Raw genomic sequence first — 16,987 nt, 5'->3', positions numbered from 1 at the left:
ACAGGAGTCGCTGGGTGACGAGTACGGACGTGCGCAAGGATGCAGAGGACTCCGGACCCAGCGGCTACGCGGCGGCCCGGCTGCGCCTCCTCACCGAGGGGGCGCGGTCCGGGCCGCCGCGCCGTGCCGCCCTCGCCGAACTGACCGACGAATGGCTCACCGGCCTCTTCGCCGCCGGCAACGAAGCCCTCAAGGGCGTCTCCCTGGTGGCCGTCGGCGGCTACGGCCGCGGTGAACTCTCCCCGCGCAGCGACCTCGACCTGCTCCTGCTGCACGACGGCGGCGACTCCGGCGCGGTCGCCGCGCTCGCCGACCGCATCTGGTACCCGGTCTGGGACCTCGGCCTCGCCCTCGACCACTCCGTCCGCACCCCCGCCGAGGCCCGCAGGACCGCAGGCGAGGACCTCAAGGTCCAGCTCGGCCTGCTCGACGCCCGCCACATCGCCGGCGACCTCGGCCTGACCGCCTCCCTGCGCACCGCCGTCCTCGCCGACTGGCGCAACCAGGCCCCCAAACGCCTCCCCGAACTCCAGGAACTCTGCGCCGAACGCGCCGAGCGCCAGGGCGAGTTGCAGTACCTCCTCGAACCCGACCTCAAGGAGGCCCGCGGCGGCCTCCGCGACGCCACCGCGCTGCGCGCCGTAGCGGCCTCCTGGCTCGCCGACGCCCCGCGCGAGGGCCTCGCCGACGCCCGCCGCGCCCTCCTCGACGTCCGTGACGCCCTGCACCTCACCACCGGCCGCGCCACCGACCGGCTCGCCCTCCAGGAACAGGACCAGGTCGCCGCCGAACTCGGCCTGCTCGACGCGGACACCCTGCTGCGCCAGGTCTACGAGGCCGCCCGCGTCGTGTCGTACGCCAGTGACGTCACCTGGCGCGAGGTGGGCCGCGTGCTGCGGTCCCGTGCGGTACGGCCGAGGCTGCGCGCCATGCTCGGCGGGGGCGCCAAACCCGCCACCGAACGCTCCCCGCTCGCCGAAGGCGTCGTCGAGCAGGACGGCGAGGTGGTGCTCGCCCGCGCCGCCCGCCCCGAACGCGACCCCGTCCTGCCGCTGCGCGCCGCCGCTGCCGCCGCGCAGGCCGGACTCCCGCTCTCCCTGCACGCCGTACGGCGCATGGCGACCACCACCCGCCCGCTGCCCACGCCCTGGCCCGCCGAGGCCCGCGAACAGCTCGTGACGCTGCTCGGCTCCGGCCGGCCCACGGTCGAGGTGTGGGAGGCGCTGGAGGCGGAGGGCCTGATCACCCGCCTGCTGCCCGACTGGGAGCGGGTGCGCTGCCGGCCGCAGCGCAACGCCGTGCACATCTGGACCGTGGACCGGCACCTCATCGAAACCGCCGTCCGCGCCTCGGAGTTCACCCGCCGCGTCAGCCGCCCCGACCTCCTGCTGGTCGCCGCGCTGCTGCACGACATCGGCAAGGGCTGGCCCGGCGACCACTCGGTGGCCGGCGAGATCATCGCCAAGGACGTGGCCGCGCGCATCGGCTTCGACCGCGGGGACGTCGCCGTGCTCGCCACCCTCGTACGCCATCACCTCCTCCTCGTCGACACGGCCACCCGGCGCGACCTGGAGGACCCGGCGACGGTCCGCTCGGTCGCCGAGGCGGTCGGCACGACGGGCACGCTGGAGCTGCTGCACGCGCTGACCGAGGCGGACGCGCTCGCCACCGGACCGGCCGCCTGGTCGTCCTGGCGGTCCTCCCTCGTCACCGAACTGGTGAAGCGGGTCGCCGCCGTCCTCACCGGGGACGCCCCCGAGGAGCCCGAGGCGGGCGCGGCCACGGCGGAGCAGGAACGCCTCGCGATCGAGGCGGTGGCCACGGGCGGCCCGGTGCTGGCGCTGCGCGCGCAGACCGAACCCCCGTCCGAGGACGAACCCTCCGGCGACCCCGAACCCCTCGGCGTGGAACTCCTCATCGCCGTACCGGACCAGCCGGGCGTGCTCCCGGCGGTGGCGGGCGTCCTGGCGATGCACCGCCTGACGGTCCGCACGGCCGAACTGCGCGCGCTGGACCTCCCGGCCGGCGTGGACGGCTCGGTCCTGCTGCTCAACTGGCGGGTCGCCGCCGAGTACGGCTCCCTGCCCCAGGCGGCCCGGCTGCGCGCCGATCTGGTACGAGCCCTGGACGGCTCGCTGGACATCGCCGGACGGCTGGCGGAGCGGGACGCGGCATACCCGCGCCGCCGGGGCGTCGTGGCACCGGCGGCCCGCGTGACGGTCGCCCCGGCCGCCTCCCGGCACGCCACGGTCATCGAGGTCCGCGCCCACGACGCGCCCGGCCTCCTGCACCGGATCGGCCGGGCCCTGGACGAGGCGAAGGTACGGGTCCGGAGCATGCACGTCAGCACGCTCGGGTCGAACGCGGTGGACGCCTTCTATGTGACGGGTGCGGAGGGCGCGCCCCTGCCGGGCGACGAGGCCACCGCGGTCGCCCGCAAACTGGAGGAAACCCTGCGGGCCTGACCCGTGACCCGGTCTTGTGCGACCGGGATACCCTGGAGGGCGATTCCCCAACAGCCACCGACCCCGAGGACCGCGAGCGCCGTGTTCGATACTCTCTCTGATCGCCTCTCAGCCACTTTCAAGAACCTGCGCGGCAAGGGACGGCTCTCCGAGGCGGACATCGACGCCACCGCACGCGAGATCCGGATCGCCCTCCTCGAAGCGGACGTGGCCCTGCCGGTCGTCCGCGCGTTCATCAAGAGCGTCAAGGAGCGGGCCCTCGGTGCCGACGTCAACAAGGCGCTGAACCCGGCCCAGCAGGTCCTGAAGATCGTCAACGAGGAACTCGTCACGATCCTCGGCGGCGAGACCCGCAGGCTGCGCTTCGCCAAGAACCCGCCGACCGTGATCATGCTCGCGGGTCTCCAGGGCGCCGGCAAGACGACCCTCGCGGGCAAGCTCGGCAAGTGGCTCAAGGACCAGGGGCACTCGCCGCTGCTCGTCGCCGCCGACCTCCAGCGCCCCAACGCGGTGAACCAGCTGAGCGTCGTCGCCGAGCGCGCCGGTGTCGCGGTCTACGCGCCCGAGCCGGGCAACGGCGTCGGGGACCCGGTCAAGGTCTCCAAGGACTCCATCGAGTTCGCCAAGTCCAAGGTCCACGACATCGTGATCGTGGACACCGCGGGCCGCCTCGGCATCGACCAGGAGCTGATGCGGCAGGCCGCGGACATCCGGGACGCCGTGTCGCCGGACGAGATCCTCTTCGTCGTCGACGCCATGATCGGCCAGGACGCGGTCAACACCGCCGAGTCCTTCCGCGACGGCGTCGGCTTCGACGGCGTGGTGCTCTCCAAGCTCGACGGCGACGCCCGCGGCGGCGCGGCCCTGTCGATCGCCTCGGTCACCGGCAAGCCGATCATGTTCGCGTCGAACGGCGAGAAGCTGGAGGACTTCGACGCCTTCCACCCGGACCGGATGGCCTCCCGCATCCTCGACATGGGTGACCTGCTCACCCTGATCGAGCAGGCGGAGAAGACGTTCAGCCAAGAAGAGGCCGAGAAGATGGCCTCGAAGCTGGCGTCCAAGAAGGGCCAGGACTTCACCCTCGACGACTTCCTGTCCCAGATGGAGCAGGTCAGGAAGATGGGCAGCATCAGCAAGCTGCTCGGCATGCTGCCCGGGATGGGGCAGATCAAGGACCAGATCAACAACCTGGACGAGCGGGACGTCGACCGCACGGCCGCGATCATCAAGTCGATGACCCCGGCCGAGCGCGCCGAGCCGACCATCATCAACGGCTCGCGCCGCGCCCGTATCGCCAAGGGCTCCGGTGTCGAGGTCAGCGCCGTGAAGGGGCTGGTCGAGCGGTTCTTCGAGGCCCGCAAGATGATGTCCCGGATGGCTCAGGGCGGCGGGATGCCCGGCATGCCGGGGATGCCGGGCATGGGCGGCGGCCCGGGCCGTACGAAGAAGCAGCCCAAGCAGGCCAAGGGCAAGCAGCGTTCCGGCAACCCGATGAAGCGCAAGCAGCAGGAGCTGGAGGAGGCCCGCCGCCGCGAGGCCGGTGCCGCTCAGGGCGGCAACGCGTTCGGGCTGCCCGAGCAGGGCGGTCAGGACTTCGAGCTGCCGGACGAGTTCAAGAAGTTCATGGGCTGAGCCTTCACAGGGCCCACGCCCTGAGTTCACCCGCTGCGCATGCCAAGGGTCGGCCCATGTCGTAACGTCCCGATATGGCCAACCCTGCGCCGCCGCGCAAGTCCCCCGACCAGCCTTGGCGTACCGAAGGCACCCCTGACGAGCCCCCGAAGCCGTCGCCGGGCGGGAAGAAGATGCGCGGCGGCTGGTGGAGTCTGGTCCTGACCGCGCTGGTCGTGTACCTCGTCGCCAACCTCATCCTCTCCTTCTTCAACGAGGGCGACGAGCCGACGATCTCCTACACGGAGTTCAGCAAGCAGGTCGACGCGGGCAACGTCACCAAGATCTACGCCAAGGGCAACGCGATCCAGGGCCAGCTCAAGAAGGCCCAGGACAACCCGGACGGCGGCGGCAAGTACACCAAGTTCGACACCGAGCGGCCGACCTTCGCGGACGACCAGCTCTGGGAGGACCTGACCAAGCACGACGTCACGGTCACGGCGGAACCGGTCGTACAACACCGTAGTTTTCTGGCCAATCTCCTGATCTCGCTGGCCCCGATGCTGCTCCTGGTCGTCCTGTGGATCGTCATCGCGCGGCGGATGAGCTCGGGACTCGGCGGCGCGGGCGGCATGCTCGGCCGCAAGGCCCCGCCGAAACCCGTCGAGCTGGAGCCCGGCAAGCAGCGCACCACCTTCGAGGACGTCGCCGGCATCGACGAGGTCGAGGGCGAGCTGAACGACGTCGTCGACTTCCTCAAGAACCCCGACGACTACCGCAAGATGGGCGCCAAGATGCCCCGGGGCGTGCTCCTCGCGGGCCCGCCCGGCACCGGCAAGACACTGCTCGCGCGGGCGGTCGCGGGGGAGGCGGGGGTGCCGTTCTTCTCGGCCTCGGCCTCCGAGTTCATCGAGATGATCGTCGGTGTCGGCGCCTCCCGTGTGCGGGAACTCTTCGCGGAGGCCCGCAAGGTGGCCCCCTCGATCATCTTCATCGACGAGATCGACACCATCGGCCGCGCACGCGGCGGCGGTTCGGGAATGGGCGGTCACGACGAGCGCGAGCAGACCCTCAACCAGATCCTCACCGAGATGGACGGCTTCTCCGGCTCCGAGGGCGTCATCGTCATCGCGGCCACCAACCGCGCCGACGTCCTCGACCCGGCGCTCACCCGCCCCGGCCGCTTCGACCGGGTGGTCGTCGTCTCGCCGCCCGACCGCGGTGGCCGCGAGGCGATCCTGGAGATCCACACCCGGCAGATCCCGCTCGCGAAGGACGTGAACCTCGCCCAGGTCGCCCGCACGACCCCGGGCATGACCGGCGCGGAACTCGCCAACCTCGCCAACGAGGCCGCCCTCCTCGCCGTCAAGCGCAAGCAGAGCGAGGTCACGCAGTCCGACCTCTCGGAGGCCCTGGAGAAGGTCCAACTGGGCGCCGAACGCCCGCTGGTGATGCCCGAGGAGGAGCGCCGGCGCACCGCCTACCACGAGAGCGGCCACGCCCTCCTCGGCATGCTCCAGCCCGGCGCCGACCCGGTCCGCAAGATCACCATCGTCCCGCGCGGGAGGGCACTCGGCGTGACGCTCTCGACGCCGGACTCCGACAAGTACGCGTACACCGAGGAGTACCTGCGCGGCCGGATCATCGGCGCCCTCGGCGGCATGGCCGCGGAACAGGTCGTCTACGGAGTGATCACCACCGGCGCCGAGAGCGACCTCGAACAGGTCACCAACATCGCGCGCGGGATGGTCGCCCGCTGGGGCATGAGCGAGCGCGTCGGCCGCCTCTCCGCCCTCCCGAACGACGCCCAGCAGGCCTACGGCCTCGCCGCCGCGCCGCAGACCCTGGACGTGATCGACGGCGAGATGCGCCGCATCGTGGACGAGTGCTACGACGAGGCCTGCCGCAAACTCCGCGACCACCGCGGCCAGTTGGACGCGCTCGCCGAAGCCCTCCTGGAGAACGAGACGCTGGAGGAGACGGACGCGTACCGCATCGCGGGCGTCACACGCCTCTTCAAGGACGAGCCGTAGTCGTCCTCAGGTCGTACGCGCGATCACATACCGGAAGACGTTCGGCATCCATACCGTCCCGTCCTGCCGCCGATACGGATGCAGCGCTTCCGCCAACTCCTTCTCCACCTGCACCTGGTCGGTCGCCACGATCGCCGCGTCGAAGAGCCCCGTCGACAGCAGCCCTCGTACGGCGCTCTCCACATCGGCGTACCCGAAGGGGCACGACACCCGCCCGGAGCCGTCGGGCCGGAGCCCGGCGCGCTGGGCGACCTCCTCCAGGTCGTCGCGGAGGGCGGGGCGCCAACTGCCCGCGCCGCGCAGCGGATCCGCCATCCTGGCGGCCAGCCGCAGCACCGACGACGTGGCGCAGCGCTCCGGCGGACCCCAGCCGGCCAGGACCACCGGGGTGCTGTGTCCGGTCGACGGCACGGCGGACGCGAGCAGTTCACCCAGGCCCTCCGCGTCGCCCGCGAGACATCCGATGGGCTCGAAGGCGGTCACCAGGGTGTACGCGGCCGTCTCCGCGTCGGCCGCGTCCCTGGGAGAGCCGTAGACGAGCCGGGTGTGCGTGCGCGCGTGGGGCGACCACGGGTCCGGCAGCAGCCGTTCCCGGGCGAGGGCCAGCCGTTCGGGGGAGGAGCGCTCGACTCCGGTGACCGACGCGCCTCTGGAGGCCGCCATCAGCAGGGCGAGCCCGGAGCCGCAGCCGAGGCCGAGCAGCCGGGTGCCGGACCCCACTTCGAGTCGCTCGTAGACGGCTTCGTAGAGCGGTACCAGCATCCGCTCCTGGATCTCGGACCAGTCACGCGCGCGTGCACCCAGGTCCACACGGGGCGCGGGCCCCGTATGGGACAGGGGGTGCCGCACGAGCGTAGGTGTCATCGAAAGCGCCCCAATCCGCCGAGAGTTGTGGTCTTGCTGCCCGTTTCCGAGGCCCCCGTGATGTGCGCTCGCACTTCCCCCGTAAGCCAGCAAACTCCGCGCCCGCGACGGCGTCCAGAGGTTGTGGGGCCCGGCTTGTGGCTTCTCTGTGGGAGTGGCGAGAATTCACACGACGGCAACGTGGGCCCGTACCATCGCGCCATGGCGAAGGCACCCGTACTCACTCCCCGGGCGGACGATTTCCCCCGCTGGTACCAGGATCTGATCAGCAAGGCCGAGCTGGCCGACAACGGTCCGGTGCGCGGCTCCATGGTCATCCGACCGTACGGGTACGGCATCTGGGAGCGGATGCAGGCCGAGATGGACGCCCGGATCAAGGAGACGGGCACCGAGAACGCGTACTTCCCGCTGCTGATCCCGCAGTCCTACCTGGCTCGCGAGGCCGACCACGTGGAGGGCTTCGCGCCCGAGCTGGCCGTGGTCACGCACGGCGGCGGCAAGGAGCTGGAGGAGCCCGCGGTCGTCCGGCCCACCTCCGAGATGATCATCAACGAGTACTTCTCGAAGTGGGTGCAGAGCTACCGCGACCTGCCCCTGCTGATCAACCAGTGGGCGAACGTGGTCCGTTGGGAGCTGCGCCCCCGGCTCTTCCTCCGCACGAGCGAGTTCCTGTGGCAGGAGGGCCACACGGCGCACGCGACCTACGAGGAGGCGCGCGACTTCGCCGCGCACATCCACCGCGAGGTCTACCAGGACTTCATGGTGAACGTCCTCGCGATGGACGTCGTACCGGGCCGCAAGACGGAGAAGGAGCGGTTCGCGGGCGCGATCAACACCCTCACCCTGGAAGGGATGATGGGCGACGGCAAGGCGCTCCAGATGGCGACCAGCCACGAGCTGGGCCAGAACTTCGCCAAGGCCTTCAGCACGCAGTACCTCTCCAAGGAGGGCAAGCAGGAACTCGTCTGGCAGACCTCCTGGGGCTCCACCACCCGCATGATCGGCGCCCTGGTGATGATGCACGGCGACGACGACGGGCTCCGGGTGCCGCCGCGGCTGGCGCACATCCAGGCCGTCGTCCTCGCCATCAAGGGCGACGAGGCGGTTCTGGCCAAGGTCCGCGAGCTCGGGGCCCGGCTGAAGGCGGCGGGCGTCCGCGTCCGCGTCGACGACCGCACGGACATCCCCTTCGGGCGCCGGGCCGTCGACTGGGAGCTCAAGGGCGTACCGGTACGGATCGAGATCGGGCCCCGTGACCTGGAGAACGGCACCGCGATGCTGGCCCGCCGCATCCCGGGGGGCAAGGAGCCGGTGGCGATCGACTCCCTCGTGGAGCGGCTTCCCGTCATCCTTGAGGAGGACCAGGCGCTGCTGCTGACCCAGTCCCGCGAGCGGCGCGAGTCCCGCACCTCCGAGGTGTCCACGATCGCGGAGGCCGTCGAGGCCGTGACCGGCGGCGGCTGGGCGCGCATCCCCTGGGCGGCCCTCGGCGAAGAGGGTGAGGCCGAGCTGGCCGAGCACGCCGTGACCGTACGCTGTCTCGTCGGCGAGGACGGGTCGGTACCGGACGCCGACAAGGCACCCGGTAACGTCGCGATCGTCGCGCGCGCCTACTGAGGCGGCGGCCTCCGGCGGCAGAGCGACCGAAAGGCCTCTTGCGCAACGGCGGAGGACGGCTCCCCCGGCGCGCGGACAGCGTCTACGCGCCGGGTCGTACGGATGACTACGCACCACCTTGGTATGAGCTGTGAGGCTTCTCCGCAGATCAGCGCACCCGCCCTCGTCAGGACGCATCAGCGGCAACTGACGGGTACGTGCAAATTATTTGGGATGCCCCGGAATCGGAACACAGGGGCACTCCGGCTCGTTGTCATTACGTGAGCACGACACAGACACCACCTGTTCTCGCCGCAGAGCTGGCAGAGGCGTGGGCCGACATTCAGCGGTACCACCCCGAACTGCCCGATCTGGCCGCGCCCGAGTCCCTGATCGGAGAGTCGTCGTCCGCCTGCGGACACGAACTCTCCTTCGAGCGACTGCTCCATGAGGCAGTCCATGGCATCGCCGCCGCGCGCGGCGTGCGCGACACGTCCCGTGCCGGCCGGTACCACAACCGCAGATTCCTCGCGATCGCCGAGGAACTGGGTCTGGACCACCCCGACGAACCGCATCCCAGCAGCGGTTTCTCGCTGGTCCAGCTCAACCCCGAGGCCAAGCGGCGCTACCGGCCGACGATGGAGCGTCTCCAGCGCGCACTGAAGGCCCACACCGTCGCCACCTCGGCGGACACCTCCCGCACCTTCCGCGGCCCGGCCGCCCGGCACGGCTCGTCCGGTGGCGGGGTCCGCGTCAAGGCGGTGTGCGACTGCGGTCGTAACGTGCGGGTCGTCCCGTCGGTGCTGGCCCAGGCGCCGATCGTGTGCGGGGGCTGCGGCAAGCCCTTCCGCATCCCGGAGGTCGTGGGCGCGGCCTGAGGGCGCGGCTGCTCGTGGCAGCCGCATCCCGCAGGGCCGGGTTGCGTACACCCGCGCCGGTCACCTCCCGGCGCCGGGTGTCGCTTCCGCATGGCCGGGAGCATGCGGGGGCATGCTCCCCGGTCGGGCGAACCGCCAGGGTGTGGCACAATGGCTAGCTGTACTCGACAGCCGCACAGGAACCCTCTCGCCTCCGGCTGACGCGTCCATCGGGCACTCGGGTACCGCAACCCCACGCGGCCGTCCGCCGTGCCCAACCACGTCAAAACCAGGAGAACCCACTCCCGTGGCAGTCAAGATCAAGCTGAAGCGTCTGGGCAAGATCCGTTCGCCTCACTACCGCATCGTCGTCGCCGACTCCCGTACCCGCCGTGACGGCCGGGCCATCGAGGAGATCGGTCTGTACCACCCGGTGCAGAACCCCTCGCGCATCGAGGTCGACACCGACCGCGCGCAGTACTGGCTGGGTGTCGGCGCGCAGCCGACCGAGCCCGTCCTCGCCATCCTGAAGCTCACCGGCGACTGGCAGAAGTTCAAGGGCCTGCCGGCCCCGGCTCCGCTGCTCGTGGCCGAGCCGAAGGCCGCGCGCCCCGTCTTCGACGCCCTCGGTGGCGACGACTCGGGCAAGGGCGAGGCCATCACGCAGAAGAAGAAGGCTGAGAAGAAGGACGAGGCTGCCGCCGAGTCCGAGTCGACTGAGGCCTGAGCGTGCTTGAGGAGGCTCTTGAGCACCTCGTGAAGGGCATCGTCGACAACCCCGACGATGTGCAGGTCGCCTCGCGCGACCTGCGTCGCGGGCGCGTGCTGGAGGTCCGGGTGCACCCCGACGACCTCGGCAAGGTGATCGGCCGCAACGGCCGCACCGCTCGCGCGCTGCGCACCGTCGTGGGCGCCATCGGCGGCCGGGGCGTCCGCGTCGACCTCGTCGACGTGGACCACGTCCGCTGACGTTCATCGCGAACCGGCAGGGGCCGGGGAGGGCCTTCGGGCCGTCCCCGGCCCGTTGTCGTATGGGCCCGCGCTCGTCGCACCACCTCGTGCCCGTCGCACCACCTCGTCCCCGTCGTACTACAGGAGAGCAAGCACAGTGCAGCTGGTAGTCGCTCGCATCGGCCGTGCCCACGGCATCAAGGGCGAGGTCACCGTCGAGGTACGCACCGACGAGCCGGAACTCAGGCTCGCCCCCGGAGCCGTCCTGGCCACGGAACCCGCCGCCACCGGTCCCCTGACCATCGAGACCGGCCGGGTCCACAGCGGACGCCTCCTGCTGCGCTTCGCGGGCGTGAGCGACCGCACCGGCGCCGAGGCCCTGCGCAACACCCTCCTGATCGCCGAGGTCGACCCGGCGGAACTGCCCGAGGAGGAGGACGAGTACTACGACCACCAGCTCATGGACCTGGACGTCGTCACCCAGGACGGCACCGAGGTCGGCCGGATCACCGAGATCTCCCATCTGCCCTCCCAGGACCTCTTCATCGTCGAGCGTCCCGACGGCAGCGAGGTCATGATCCCGTTCGTCGAGTCGATCGTCGTCGAGATCGACCTTGAAGAACAGCGCGCGGTCATCGACCCGCCGCCCGGGCTGATCGACGACCGCGCGGAGATCGTGTCCTCCAAGGAGACCGACTCCGAGGAGGAGGCGTGATGCGGCTCGACGTCGTCACGATCTTCCCCGAGTACCTCGAACCGCTGAACGTCTCCCTCGTCGGCAAGGCACGCGCGCGTGGACAGCTGAATGTGCACGTGCATGATCTGCGCTCCTGGACGTACGACCGCCACAACACGGTCGACGACACCCCCTACGGCGGCGGCCCCGGCATGGTCATGAAGACCGAGCCCTGGGGCGACGCCCTGGACTCCGTTCTGGCCGACGGCTACGAGACGGGCTCCGGCACCCCCGCACTCGTCGTGCCCACGCCCAGCGGCCGGCCCTTCACCCAGGAACTCGCCGTCCAGCTCTCCGAGCGCCCCTGGCTGGTCTTCACACCCGCCCGCTACGAGGGCATCGACCGCCGGGTGATCGACGAGTACGCGACCCGGATGCCCGTCTACGAGGTGTCCATCGGCGACTACGTGCTCGCCGGCGGCGAAGCGGCCGTCCTGGTCGTCACGGAAGCCGTGGCCCGCCTCCTGCCGGGCGTCCTGGGCAACGCCGAGTCCCACCGCGACGACTCCTTCGCGCCCGGGGCCATGGCCAACCTCCTGGAGGGGCCGATCTACACCAAGCCGCCCGCCTGGCGCGGCCGGGAGATCCCGGACGTGCTGCTCAGCGGCCACCACAGCCGGATCGCCCGCTGGCGGCGCGACGAGGCGCTCAAGCGCACGGCCGCCCACCGGCCCGACCTGATCGAGCGCTGCGAACCCAAGGCCTTCGACAAGAAGGACCGCGAGATGCTCTCCATCCTGGGCTGGGCCCCGGACCCCGAGGGGGAGCCGTACGGCCGATTTTGGCGCAGGCCGGACGGCGTGGAAGAATAGACCGCTGTTGTGCGTCGTCCGGCGTGCGCCCCTGCCACAGGGGGACACGACGCCCGCCCCGGCACGGACAGCTTCCTTCCGAAAACCCAGCTCCCGCTGATGACCTGTGGCATCGGCGAAGAAAGCAGACGAAATGTCCCACCTGCTCGACATCGTCGACGGCGCCTCGCTGCGCACCGACATCCCGGCCTTCCGCCCGGGTGACACCGTCAACGTCCACGTCCGCGTCATCGAGGGCAGCCGCTCCCGTGTGCAGCAGTTCAAGGGCGTTGTCATCCGTCGCCAGGGCGCCGGTGTCCGCGAGACCTTCACGGTCCGCAAGGTCTCGTTCTCCGTCGGCGTCGAGCGCACCTTCCCGGTGCACACCCCGATCGTCGAGAAGATCGAGCTCGTGACCCGTGGTGACGTCCGCCGCGCCAAGCTCTACTACCTCCGTGACCTGCGCGGCAAGGCCGCGAAGATCAAGGAGAAGCGCGACAACTAGTCGCCCTACGGGGTTCTTATGGGGGCCGGATAATATCTGGCTCCGATGGACACCGAAGCACAGCCGACGGAGCGCGACCGCTCCTCCCGCCCTTCCCGCCCCGAGGACCCCTCGGACGCAGGAGGACCGGAGGAACGGTCGCGTTTCGCGTTGCTGTCGCGGTTCGTCGAGTGGCTGCCCGGCGGCCGGATCACCCTGACTGCCCTGATCTGTCTGGTGTTTCCGCTGCTGCTCAACACCTTCTTGGTCCAGCCTTTCCAGATTCCCAGCGGATCCATGGAATCCGGATTGAGGATCGGCGACCGCGTTCTCGTAAATAAGTTGGCGTACCGTTTTGGTGCCCGTCCGAGCCGCGGGGACATCGTTGTGTTCGACGGCACCGGCTACTTCGGGGACGCCGACTACATCAAGCGCGTTGTGGGTGTGGGGGGAGACCGCGTGGTCTGCTGCGACAAGAAGGGGAGGCTCCAGGTGAACGGGCGGTCGGTCGACGAGACGGCGTTCCTGTACCCCGGGGACTCCCCGTCCAGCGTCCCGTTCGACGTGGTCGTGCCCTCCGGCACCCTGTTCGTCCTCGGTGACCACCGCAGCGACTCAAGCGACTCCCGGGATCACCTGGGCGATCCGGGCGGAGGCATGATTCCCGTTGGTGACGTCATCGGACGGGCCGATTGGATCGTCTGGCCCGCCGGGCACTGGACCCACCTCGTCCGACCCGGTGCCTACGCGCGGGTACCCGCCGCGGACGGCGCCCATGGGTAACCGCGGCAAACCGCGCGGCGCGGCACCGGGCGGCAACTTCGGGAACGAGAACCTGCTGCCGACCGGCTTCCGGCGCGCGGGCGCGCTGGCCCCGGCCGGGGGCGCCGGCCGCAGCCGGGCCGACCGGCGCAAGTTGCAGCGCAAGGTCAAGCGGCGGCGCAGGCGCGGCGCGGTCCGTGAGATACCCCTCCTGGTGGGCGTCGCGGTCCTCATAGCCCTGGTCCTGAAGACCTTCCTCGTCCAGGCGTTCGTGATCCCGTCGGGCTCCATGGAGCAGACGATCCGGATCGGCGACCGGGTCCTGGTCGACAAGTTCACGCCATGGTTCGGCTCCGAGCCCAAGCGCGGCGACGTCGTCGTCTTCCACGACCCGGGCGGCTGGCTCGCGGACGAGCAGACCACCAAGAAGAACGACCCCGTGGTGATCAAGCAGGTCAAGGAAGGCCTCCAGTTCATCGGCCTGCTGCCGTCCGACAACGAGAAGGACCTCATCAAGCGGGTCATCGGCGTCGGCGGCGACCGCGTCAAGTGCTGCGACTCGCAAGGGCGGGTGACCGTCAACGGAGTCCCCTTGACCGAGGCCGACTACCTGTATCCCGGTAACGCGCCGTCCGAGACGCCGTTCGACATCACCGTCCCCAAGGGCCGGCTCTGGGTGATGGGCGACCACCGGGGCAACTCGGCCGACTCCCGGGCCCACCAGAACACCAGCTACGGCGGCACGGTGGCGCTCACCTCGGTGGTGGGGCGGGCCAAGGTGATCGCCTGGCCGATGGGCCACTGGACCAGCCTGAACGAACCTAAAACCTTCGCATCGGTTTCCAACTCCGTGTCGGGGACGACCGCCGGTCCCGAACTGTCGCATAGGGTTGCCCCGGTCGATCCGAACGGATCGGTCCAACTCCCGAGCCCTGCGGAACTCCCGCTCGTTATGGGAGTGGTGGGCCTGCGCCGAGGATGGGGCAGGCGGCGGCACAGAGTAAGGAGTTGGCGTGGGGGATGTGGCGGTTGGCGCACGGTCCGGACACGACGGCGAGGAGCACCAGGGACATCCCGTGGAAGCACCCGTCCCGGCCGCGGACAGCGCCGTGACCTCCGGGAGTGACGCCGGAGCGGACGAGGACGGTACGGCGGCGGGAGAGGCGACCCGCACCGAGGAGGTGGGGTCGGGCGACTCGGCCCCGCCGGTGAAGAAGCCGCGCTCCTTCTGGAAGGAGCTGCCGATCCTGATCGTCATCGCGCTCGTCCTGGCGCTGCTGATCAAGACCTTCCTGGTGCAGGCGTTCTCGATCCCCTCGGACTCGATGCAGAACACCCTCCAGCAGGGTGACCGCGTCCTGGTCGACAAGCTCACCCCGTGGTTCGGCTCCGAGCCGAAGCGCGGCGAGGTCGTCGTCTTCCACGACCCGGCCGACTGGCTGGCGGGTGAGCCGGCGGCGAACCCCAACGCCCTCCAGACGGTGCTCAGCTGGATCGGCCTGATGCCGTCCGCCCAGGAGAAGGACCTGATCAAGCGGGTCATCGGCGTCGGCGGCGACACGGTCTCGTGCAGTGGCACCGGCCCGCTGACGGTCAACGGCAAGGCGTTGAACGAGCCGTACGTCTACCCGGGCAACACCCCGTGCACCAACGACGACCAGGGCGGCCAGTTCACCGTCAAGGTCCCCAAGGGCGACATCTGGGTCATGGGCGACCACCGGCAGAACTCGCGGGACTCGCGATACAACCAGTCCGACAAGAACCACGGCATGGTCCCGGTCAAGGATGTCGTCGGCCGCGCGATCGTCAAGGCCTGGCCCATCAACCGCTGGGGCACGCTGCCGATCCCGGACACCTTCGACCAGACCGGCATCAACACCCGGGCGTCCGCGTCCCGGCTGCTCACGGCCGCACCGGAGGGCCTCGCGCTCGTCGGTGTGCTGCCGCTGGCGCTGTGGCGCCGCAGGCGGTCCGCCAAGGTCGGGTAAAGGCCTTGTAGAGCTTGTGACCCCGCTCCCGGAGGAAGGGCTGACCACCCTCGGTACCGCCGGGTAGGGTGCGGACCCATGGGTGGCGAGAGCGCAACACGTACGGCCCCGCGTACCGGCGGTGGCACTGGCAAGGGCCCGGTGGGCAGCCGGACCGGACAGCGGTTGTCCGGACTGGCCGTCGCACTGGGCCTTGTGCTGTTCCTCGGCGGATTCGGCTGGGGAGCGGTCGTCTACCGGCCGTACACGGTGCCCACCAGCTCGATGACACCGACCATCGACATGGGCGACCGGGTGCTGGCGCAGCGCATCGACGGCGGCGAGGTGCGCCGGGGCGATGTCGTCGTCTTCACGGACAAGTCGTGGGTGACGAACGCGCCCGTGGTCAAGCGCGTGGTGGCCGTCGGCGGCGACACCGTCTCCTGCTGCACGAACGGCAAGCTCGTCGTCAACGGCAAGGAGATCGACGAGGGTTACCTCAAGGGCGGCGCCGTCGAGGACAAGACGATCCCGACCGTGAAGGTCCCCAAGGGCCGGCTGTTCCTGCTCGGCGACGAGCGCCAGGGCTCCCTGGACTCCAGCGCCCACCTCACGGACGTCGCCAGCGGCACCGTCGCCAGCAGCGCCGTCAACGCCCGCGTGGACGCCGTCGTATGGCCCATGAAGGGCATGCTGAGCCGCCCGACCGGCTTCGAGGAACTCGGCTCCTTGTCCCACCCCGGTCCGCTGCGCACGATCGTCGCCCTGATCGTCGCGGGCGGGGTGCTCGTCCTCGGCGGCGGCGCCTACGGCCCCGTCGCCAAACTGCTGGCCGGCCGCCGCACCCGGACCCGGACGGAGCCCGCCGGTGCCCGCTGAGGCCACCGAGGAGGGCTCCTACGGAGACTCCTACGAGGGCGGGCTGCGCAGGGTCGCCCGGGTGATCCTCCTCGACCCGCAGGATCGCGTCCTGCTGCTGCACGGCCACGAGCCGGACGATCCGGCCGACGACTGGTGGTTCACGCCGGGCGGCGGCCTGGAGGGCGACGAGAGCCGCGAGGAGGCCGCGCTGCGGGAGCTCGCGGAGGAGACCGGGATCACCCGGGTGGAGCTCGGGCCGGTGCTGTGGACCCGGACCTGCTCCTTCCCGTTCGCGGGCCGCCGCTGGGACCAGGACGAGTGGTACTTCCTGGCCAGGACCTCCGTGACGGCCGAGGGGGTGCCCGGCGCCACGGCCCTCACCGAACTGGAGCGGCGCAGCGTCTCCGGAGCGCGTTGGTGGACGTGCCGGGAACTGGAGCGGGCGCATGAGACGGTGTACCCGACCAGACTCGCCGAGCTGCTCCGCAGGCTGATCGACGAAGGGCCCCCGGCCGGGCCGGTGACCCTTGACACGGAAATCGTCTAGGGGCGCACGGGACTGGCGCACAATGGTGGGATCGCACGGCTGAAGGGGAACATGCCATGAGCGCCGAGGACCTCGAAAAGTACGAGACCGAGATGGAGCTCAAGCTCTACCGGGAGTACCGCGATGTCGTCGGTCTGTTCAAATACGTGATCGAGACCGAACGGCGCTTCTACCTCACCAACGACTACGAGATGCAGGTGCACTCGGTCCAGGGCGAGGTGTTCTTCGAGGTGTCCATGGCGGATGCCTGGGTGTGGGACATGTATCGACCGGCCCGCTTCGTGAAGCAGGTCCGGGTCCTCACATTCAAGGACGTGAACATCGAGGAGCTGAACAAGAGCGATCTGGAGCTGCCGGGCGGCTGACGGCGGCTCCTCGCGGAGCACCCGTCGCTCGTGTGGGTGACGGAGTTCTCCACAACCACGGAACGGTCCACCAAGATCCACTCGGTGGGCCGTT

17 protein-coding genes are annotated in these 16,987 nt (G+C 70.4%); 16 read left to right on the top strand and 1 reads right to left on the bottom strand.

Features of this window, described 5'->3' with window-relative positions:
* Window positions 1–14 precede the first annotated feature (14 nt).
* From ACIQPR_RS37010 to ftsH, 3 genes are all read left to right on the top strand, one after another.
* A complete protein-coding gene (locus ACIQPR_RS37010; RefSeq protein ID WP_403657702.1) occupies window positions 15–2,465 on the top strand; it encodes a [protein-PII] uridylyltransferase in 2,451 nt (816 codons plus the stop codon).
* 81 nt (window positions 2,466–2,546) lie between these two features.
* Window positions 2,547–4,100, top strand: a complete 1,554-nt coding sequence (gene ffh / locus ACIQPR_RS37005; RefSeq protein ID WP_403657699.1) for a signal recognition particle protein — start codon at window positions 2,547–2,549, stop codon at window positions 4,098–4,100.
* A gap of 74 nt (window positions 4,101–4,174) precedes the next feature.
* Window positions 4,175–6,112 (top strand): ATP-dependent zinc metalloprotease FtsH, encoded by a 1,938-nt coding sequence (ftsH, locus tag ACIQPR_RS37000; RefSeq protein ID WP_403657696.1) that lies wholly within the window; start codon window positions 4,175–4,177, stop codon window positions 6,110–6,112.
* 6 nt (window positions 6,113–6,118) lie between these two features.
* Here the strand turns inward: ftsH and ACIQPR_RS36995 are convergent, their stop codons facing one another.
* Window positions 6,119–6,976, bottom strand: a complete 858-nt coding sequence (locus tag ACIQPR_RS36995) for an SAM-dependent methyltransferase (protein ID WP_403657693.1) — start codon at window positions 6,974–6,976, stop codon at window positions 6,119–6,121.
* 201 nt (window positions 6,977–7,177) lie between these two features.
* Between ACIQPR_RS36995 and proS the strand changes: the two genes are divergently transcribed.
* The 13 genes from proS (at window position 7,178) to ACIQPR_RS36930 (ending at window position 16,893) form a co-directional block, all read left to right on the top strand.
* Window positions 7,178–8,593 carry a proline--tRNA ligase gene (gene proS / locus ACIQPR_RS36990; RefSeq protein WP_403657690.1) on the top strand — a complete coding sequence of 472 codons (1,416 nt, stop codon included), beginning with the start codon at window positions 7,178–7,180 and terminating at the stop codon, window positions 8,591–8,593.
* Between the two features lie 260 nt (window positions 8,594–8,853).
* Complete coding sequence (locus ACIQPR_RS36985) at window positions 8,854–9,450, top strand: hypothetical protein (RefSeq protein WP_019068763.1); 597 nt, start codon at window positions 8,854–8,856, stop codon at window positions 9,448–9,450.
* Window positions 9,451–9,736: 286 nt separating this feature from the next.
* Window positions 9,737–10,156, top strand: coding sequence for a 30S ribosomal protein S16 (gene rpsP / locus ACIQPR_RS36980; RefSeq protein ID WP_403657687.1), 420 nt, complete (start codon window positions 9,737–9,739; stop codon window positions 10,154–10,156).
* Between the two features lie 2 nt (window positions 10,157–10,158).
* The gene (locus tag ACIQPR_RS36975; protein WP_005479813.1) at window positions 10,159–10,398 is read left to right on the top strand and encodes an RNA-binding protein; all 240 of its coding nucleotides are present in this window, start codon (window positions 10,159–10,161) and stop codon (window positions 10,396–10,398) included.
* 139 nt (window positions 10,399–10,537) lie between these two features.
* On the top strand, window positions 10,538–11,095 hold the full coding sequence (rimM, locus tag ACIQPR_RS36970; RefSeq protein WP_403657684.1) for a ribosome maturation factor RimM: 558 nt from the start codon (window positions 10,538–10,540) through the stop codon (window positions 11,093–11,095).
* Window positions 11,095–11,928, top strand: coding sequence for a tRNA (guanosine(37)-N1)-methyltransferase TrmD (trmD, locus tag ACIQPR_RS36965; RefSeq protein WP_403657681.1), 834 nt, complete (start codon window positions 11,095–11,097; stop codon window positions 11,926–11,928). The genes rimM and trmD overlap by 1 nt, the downstream gene beginning before the upstream one ends.
* A 133-nt stretch (window positions 11,929–12,061) precedes the next feature.
* Complete coding sequence (gene rplS / locus ACIQPR_RS36960; RefSeq protein WP_403657678.1) at window positions 12,062–12,412, top strand: 50S ribosomal protein L19; 351 nt, start codon at window positions 12,062–12,064, stop codon at window positions 12,410–12,412.
* Between the two features lie 45 nt (window positions 12,413–12,457).
* The gene (lepB, locus tag ACIQPR_RS36955) at window positions 12,458–13,174 is read left to right on the top strand and encodes a signal peptidase I (protein ID WP_403657675.1); all 717 of its coding nucleotides are present in this window, start codon (window positions 12,458–12,460) and stop codon (window positions 13,172–13,174) included.
* Window positions 13,167–14,279 (top strand): signal peptidase I, encoded by a 1,113-nt coding sequence (gene lepB / locus ACIQPR_RS36950; RefSeq protein WP_403657672.1) that lies wholly within the window; start codon window positions 13,167–13,169, stop codon window positions 14,277–14,279. Before lepB (ACIQPR_RS36955) ends, lepB (ACIQPR_RS36950) begins: the two co-directional genes overlap by 8 nt.
* Window positions 14,167–15,141: a signal peptidase I gene (gene lepB, locus ACIQPR_RS36945; RefSeq protein ID WP_403657670.1), complete on the top strand. Its 975-nt coding sequence runs from the start codon at window positions 14,167–14,169 to the stop codon at window positions 15,139–15,141. Before lepB (ACIQPR_RS36950) ends, lepB (ACIQPR_RS36945) begins: the two co-directional genes overlap by 113 nt.
* Before the next feature lie 78 nt (window positions 15,142–15,219).
* Window positions 15,220–15,999: a signal peptidase I gene (gene lepB, locus ACIQPR_RS36940; protein WP_403657667.1), complete on the top strand. Its 780-nt coding sequence runs from the start codon at window positions 15,220–15,222 to the stop codon at window positions 15,997–15,999.
* Complete coding sequence (locus ACIQPR_RS36935; protein ID WP_403657664.1) at window positions 15,989–16,528, top strand: NUDIX hydrolase; 540 nt, start codon at window positions 15,989–15,991, stop codon at window positions 16,526–16,528. Before lepB (ACIQPR_RS36940) ends, ACIQPR_RS36935 begins: the two co-directional genes overlap by 11 nt.
* Window positions 16,529–16,584: 56 nt before the next feature.
* Entirely contained in the window at window positions 16,585–16,893 is a 309-nt protein-coding gene (locus ACIQPR_RS36930) for a DUF2469 domain-containing protein (protein ID WP_003965949.1), read from the top strand.
* The last annotated feature ends 94 nt before the right edge of the window (window positions 16,894–16,987 follow it).

This window comes from Streptomyces sp. NPDC091280 (assembly GCF_044768565.1).
In the GTDB taxonomy this organism is placed as follows: domain Bacteria; phylum Actinomycetota; class Actinomycetes; order Streptomycetales; family Streptomycetaceae; genus Streptomyces.
The sequence above is the reverse complement of the archived record's forward strand: the minus strand, read 5'-3'. Positions and strand labels throughout refer to the sequence as shown.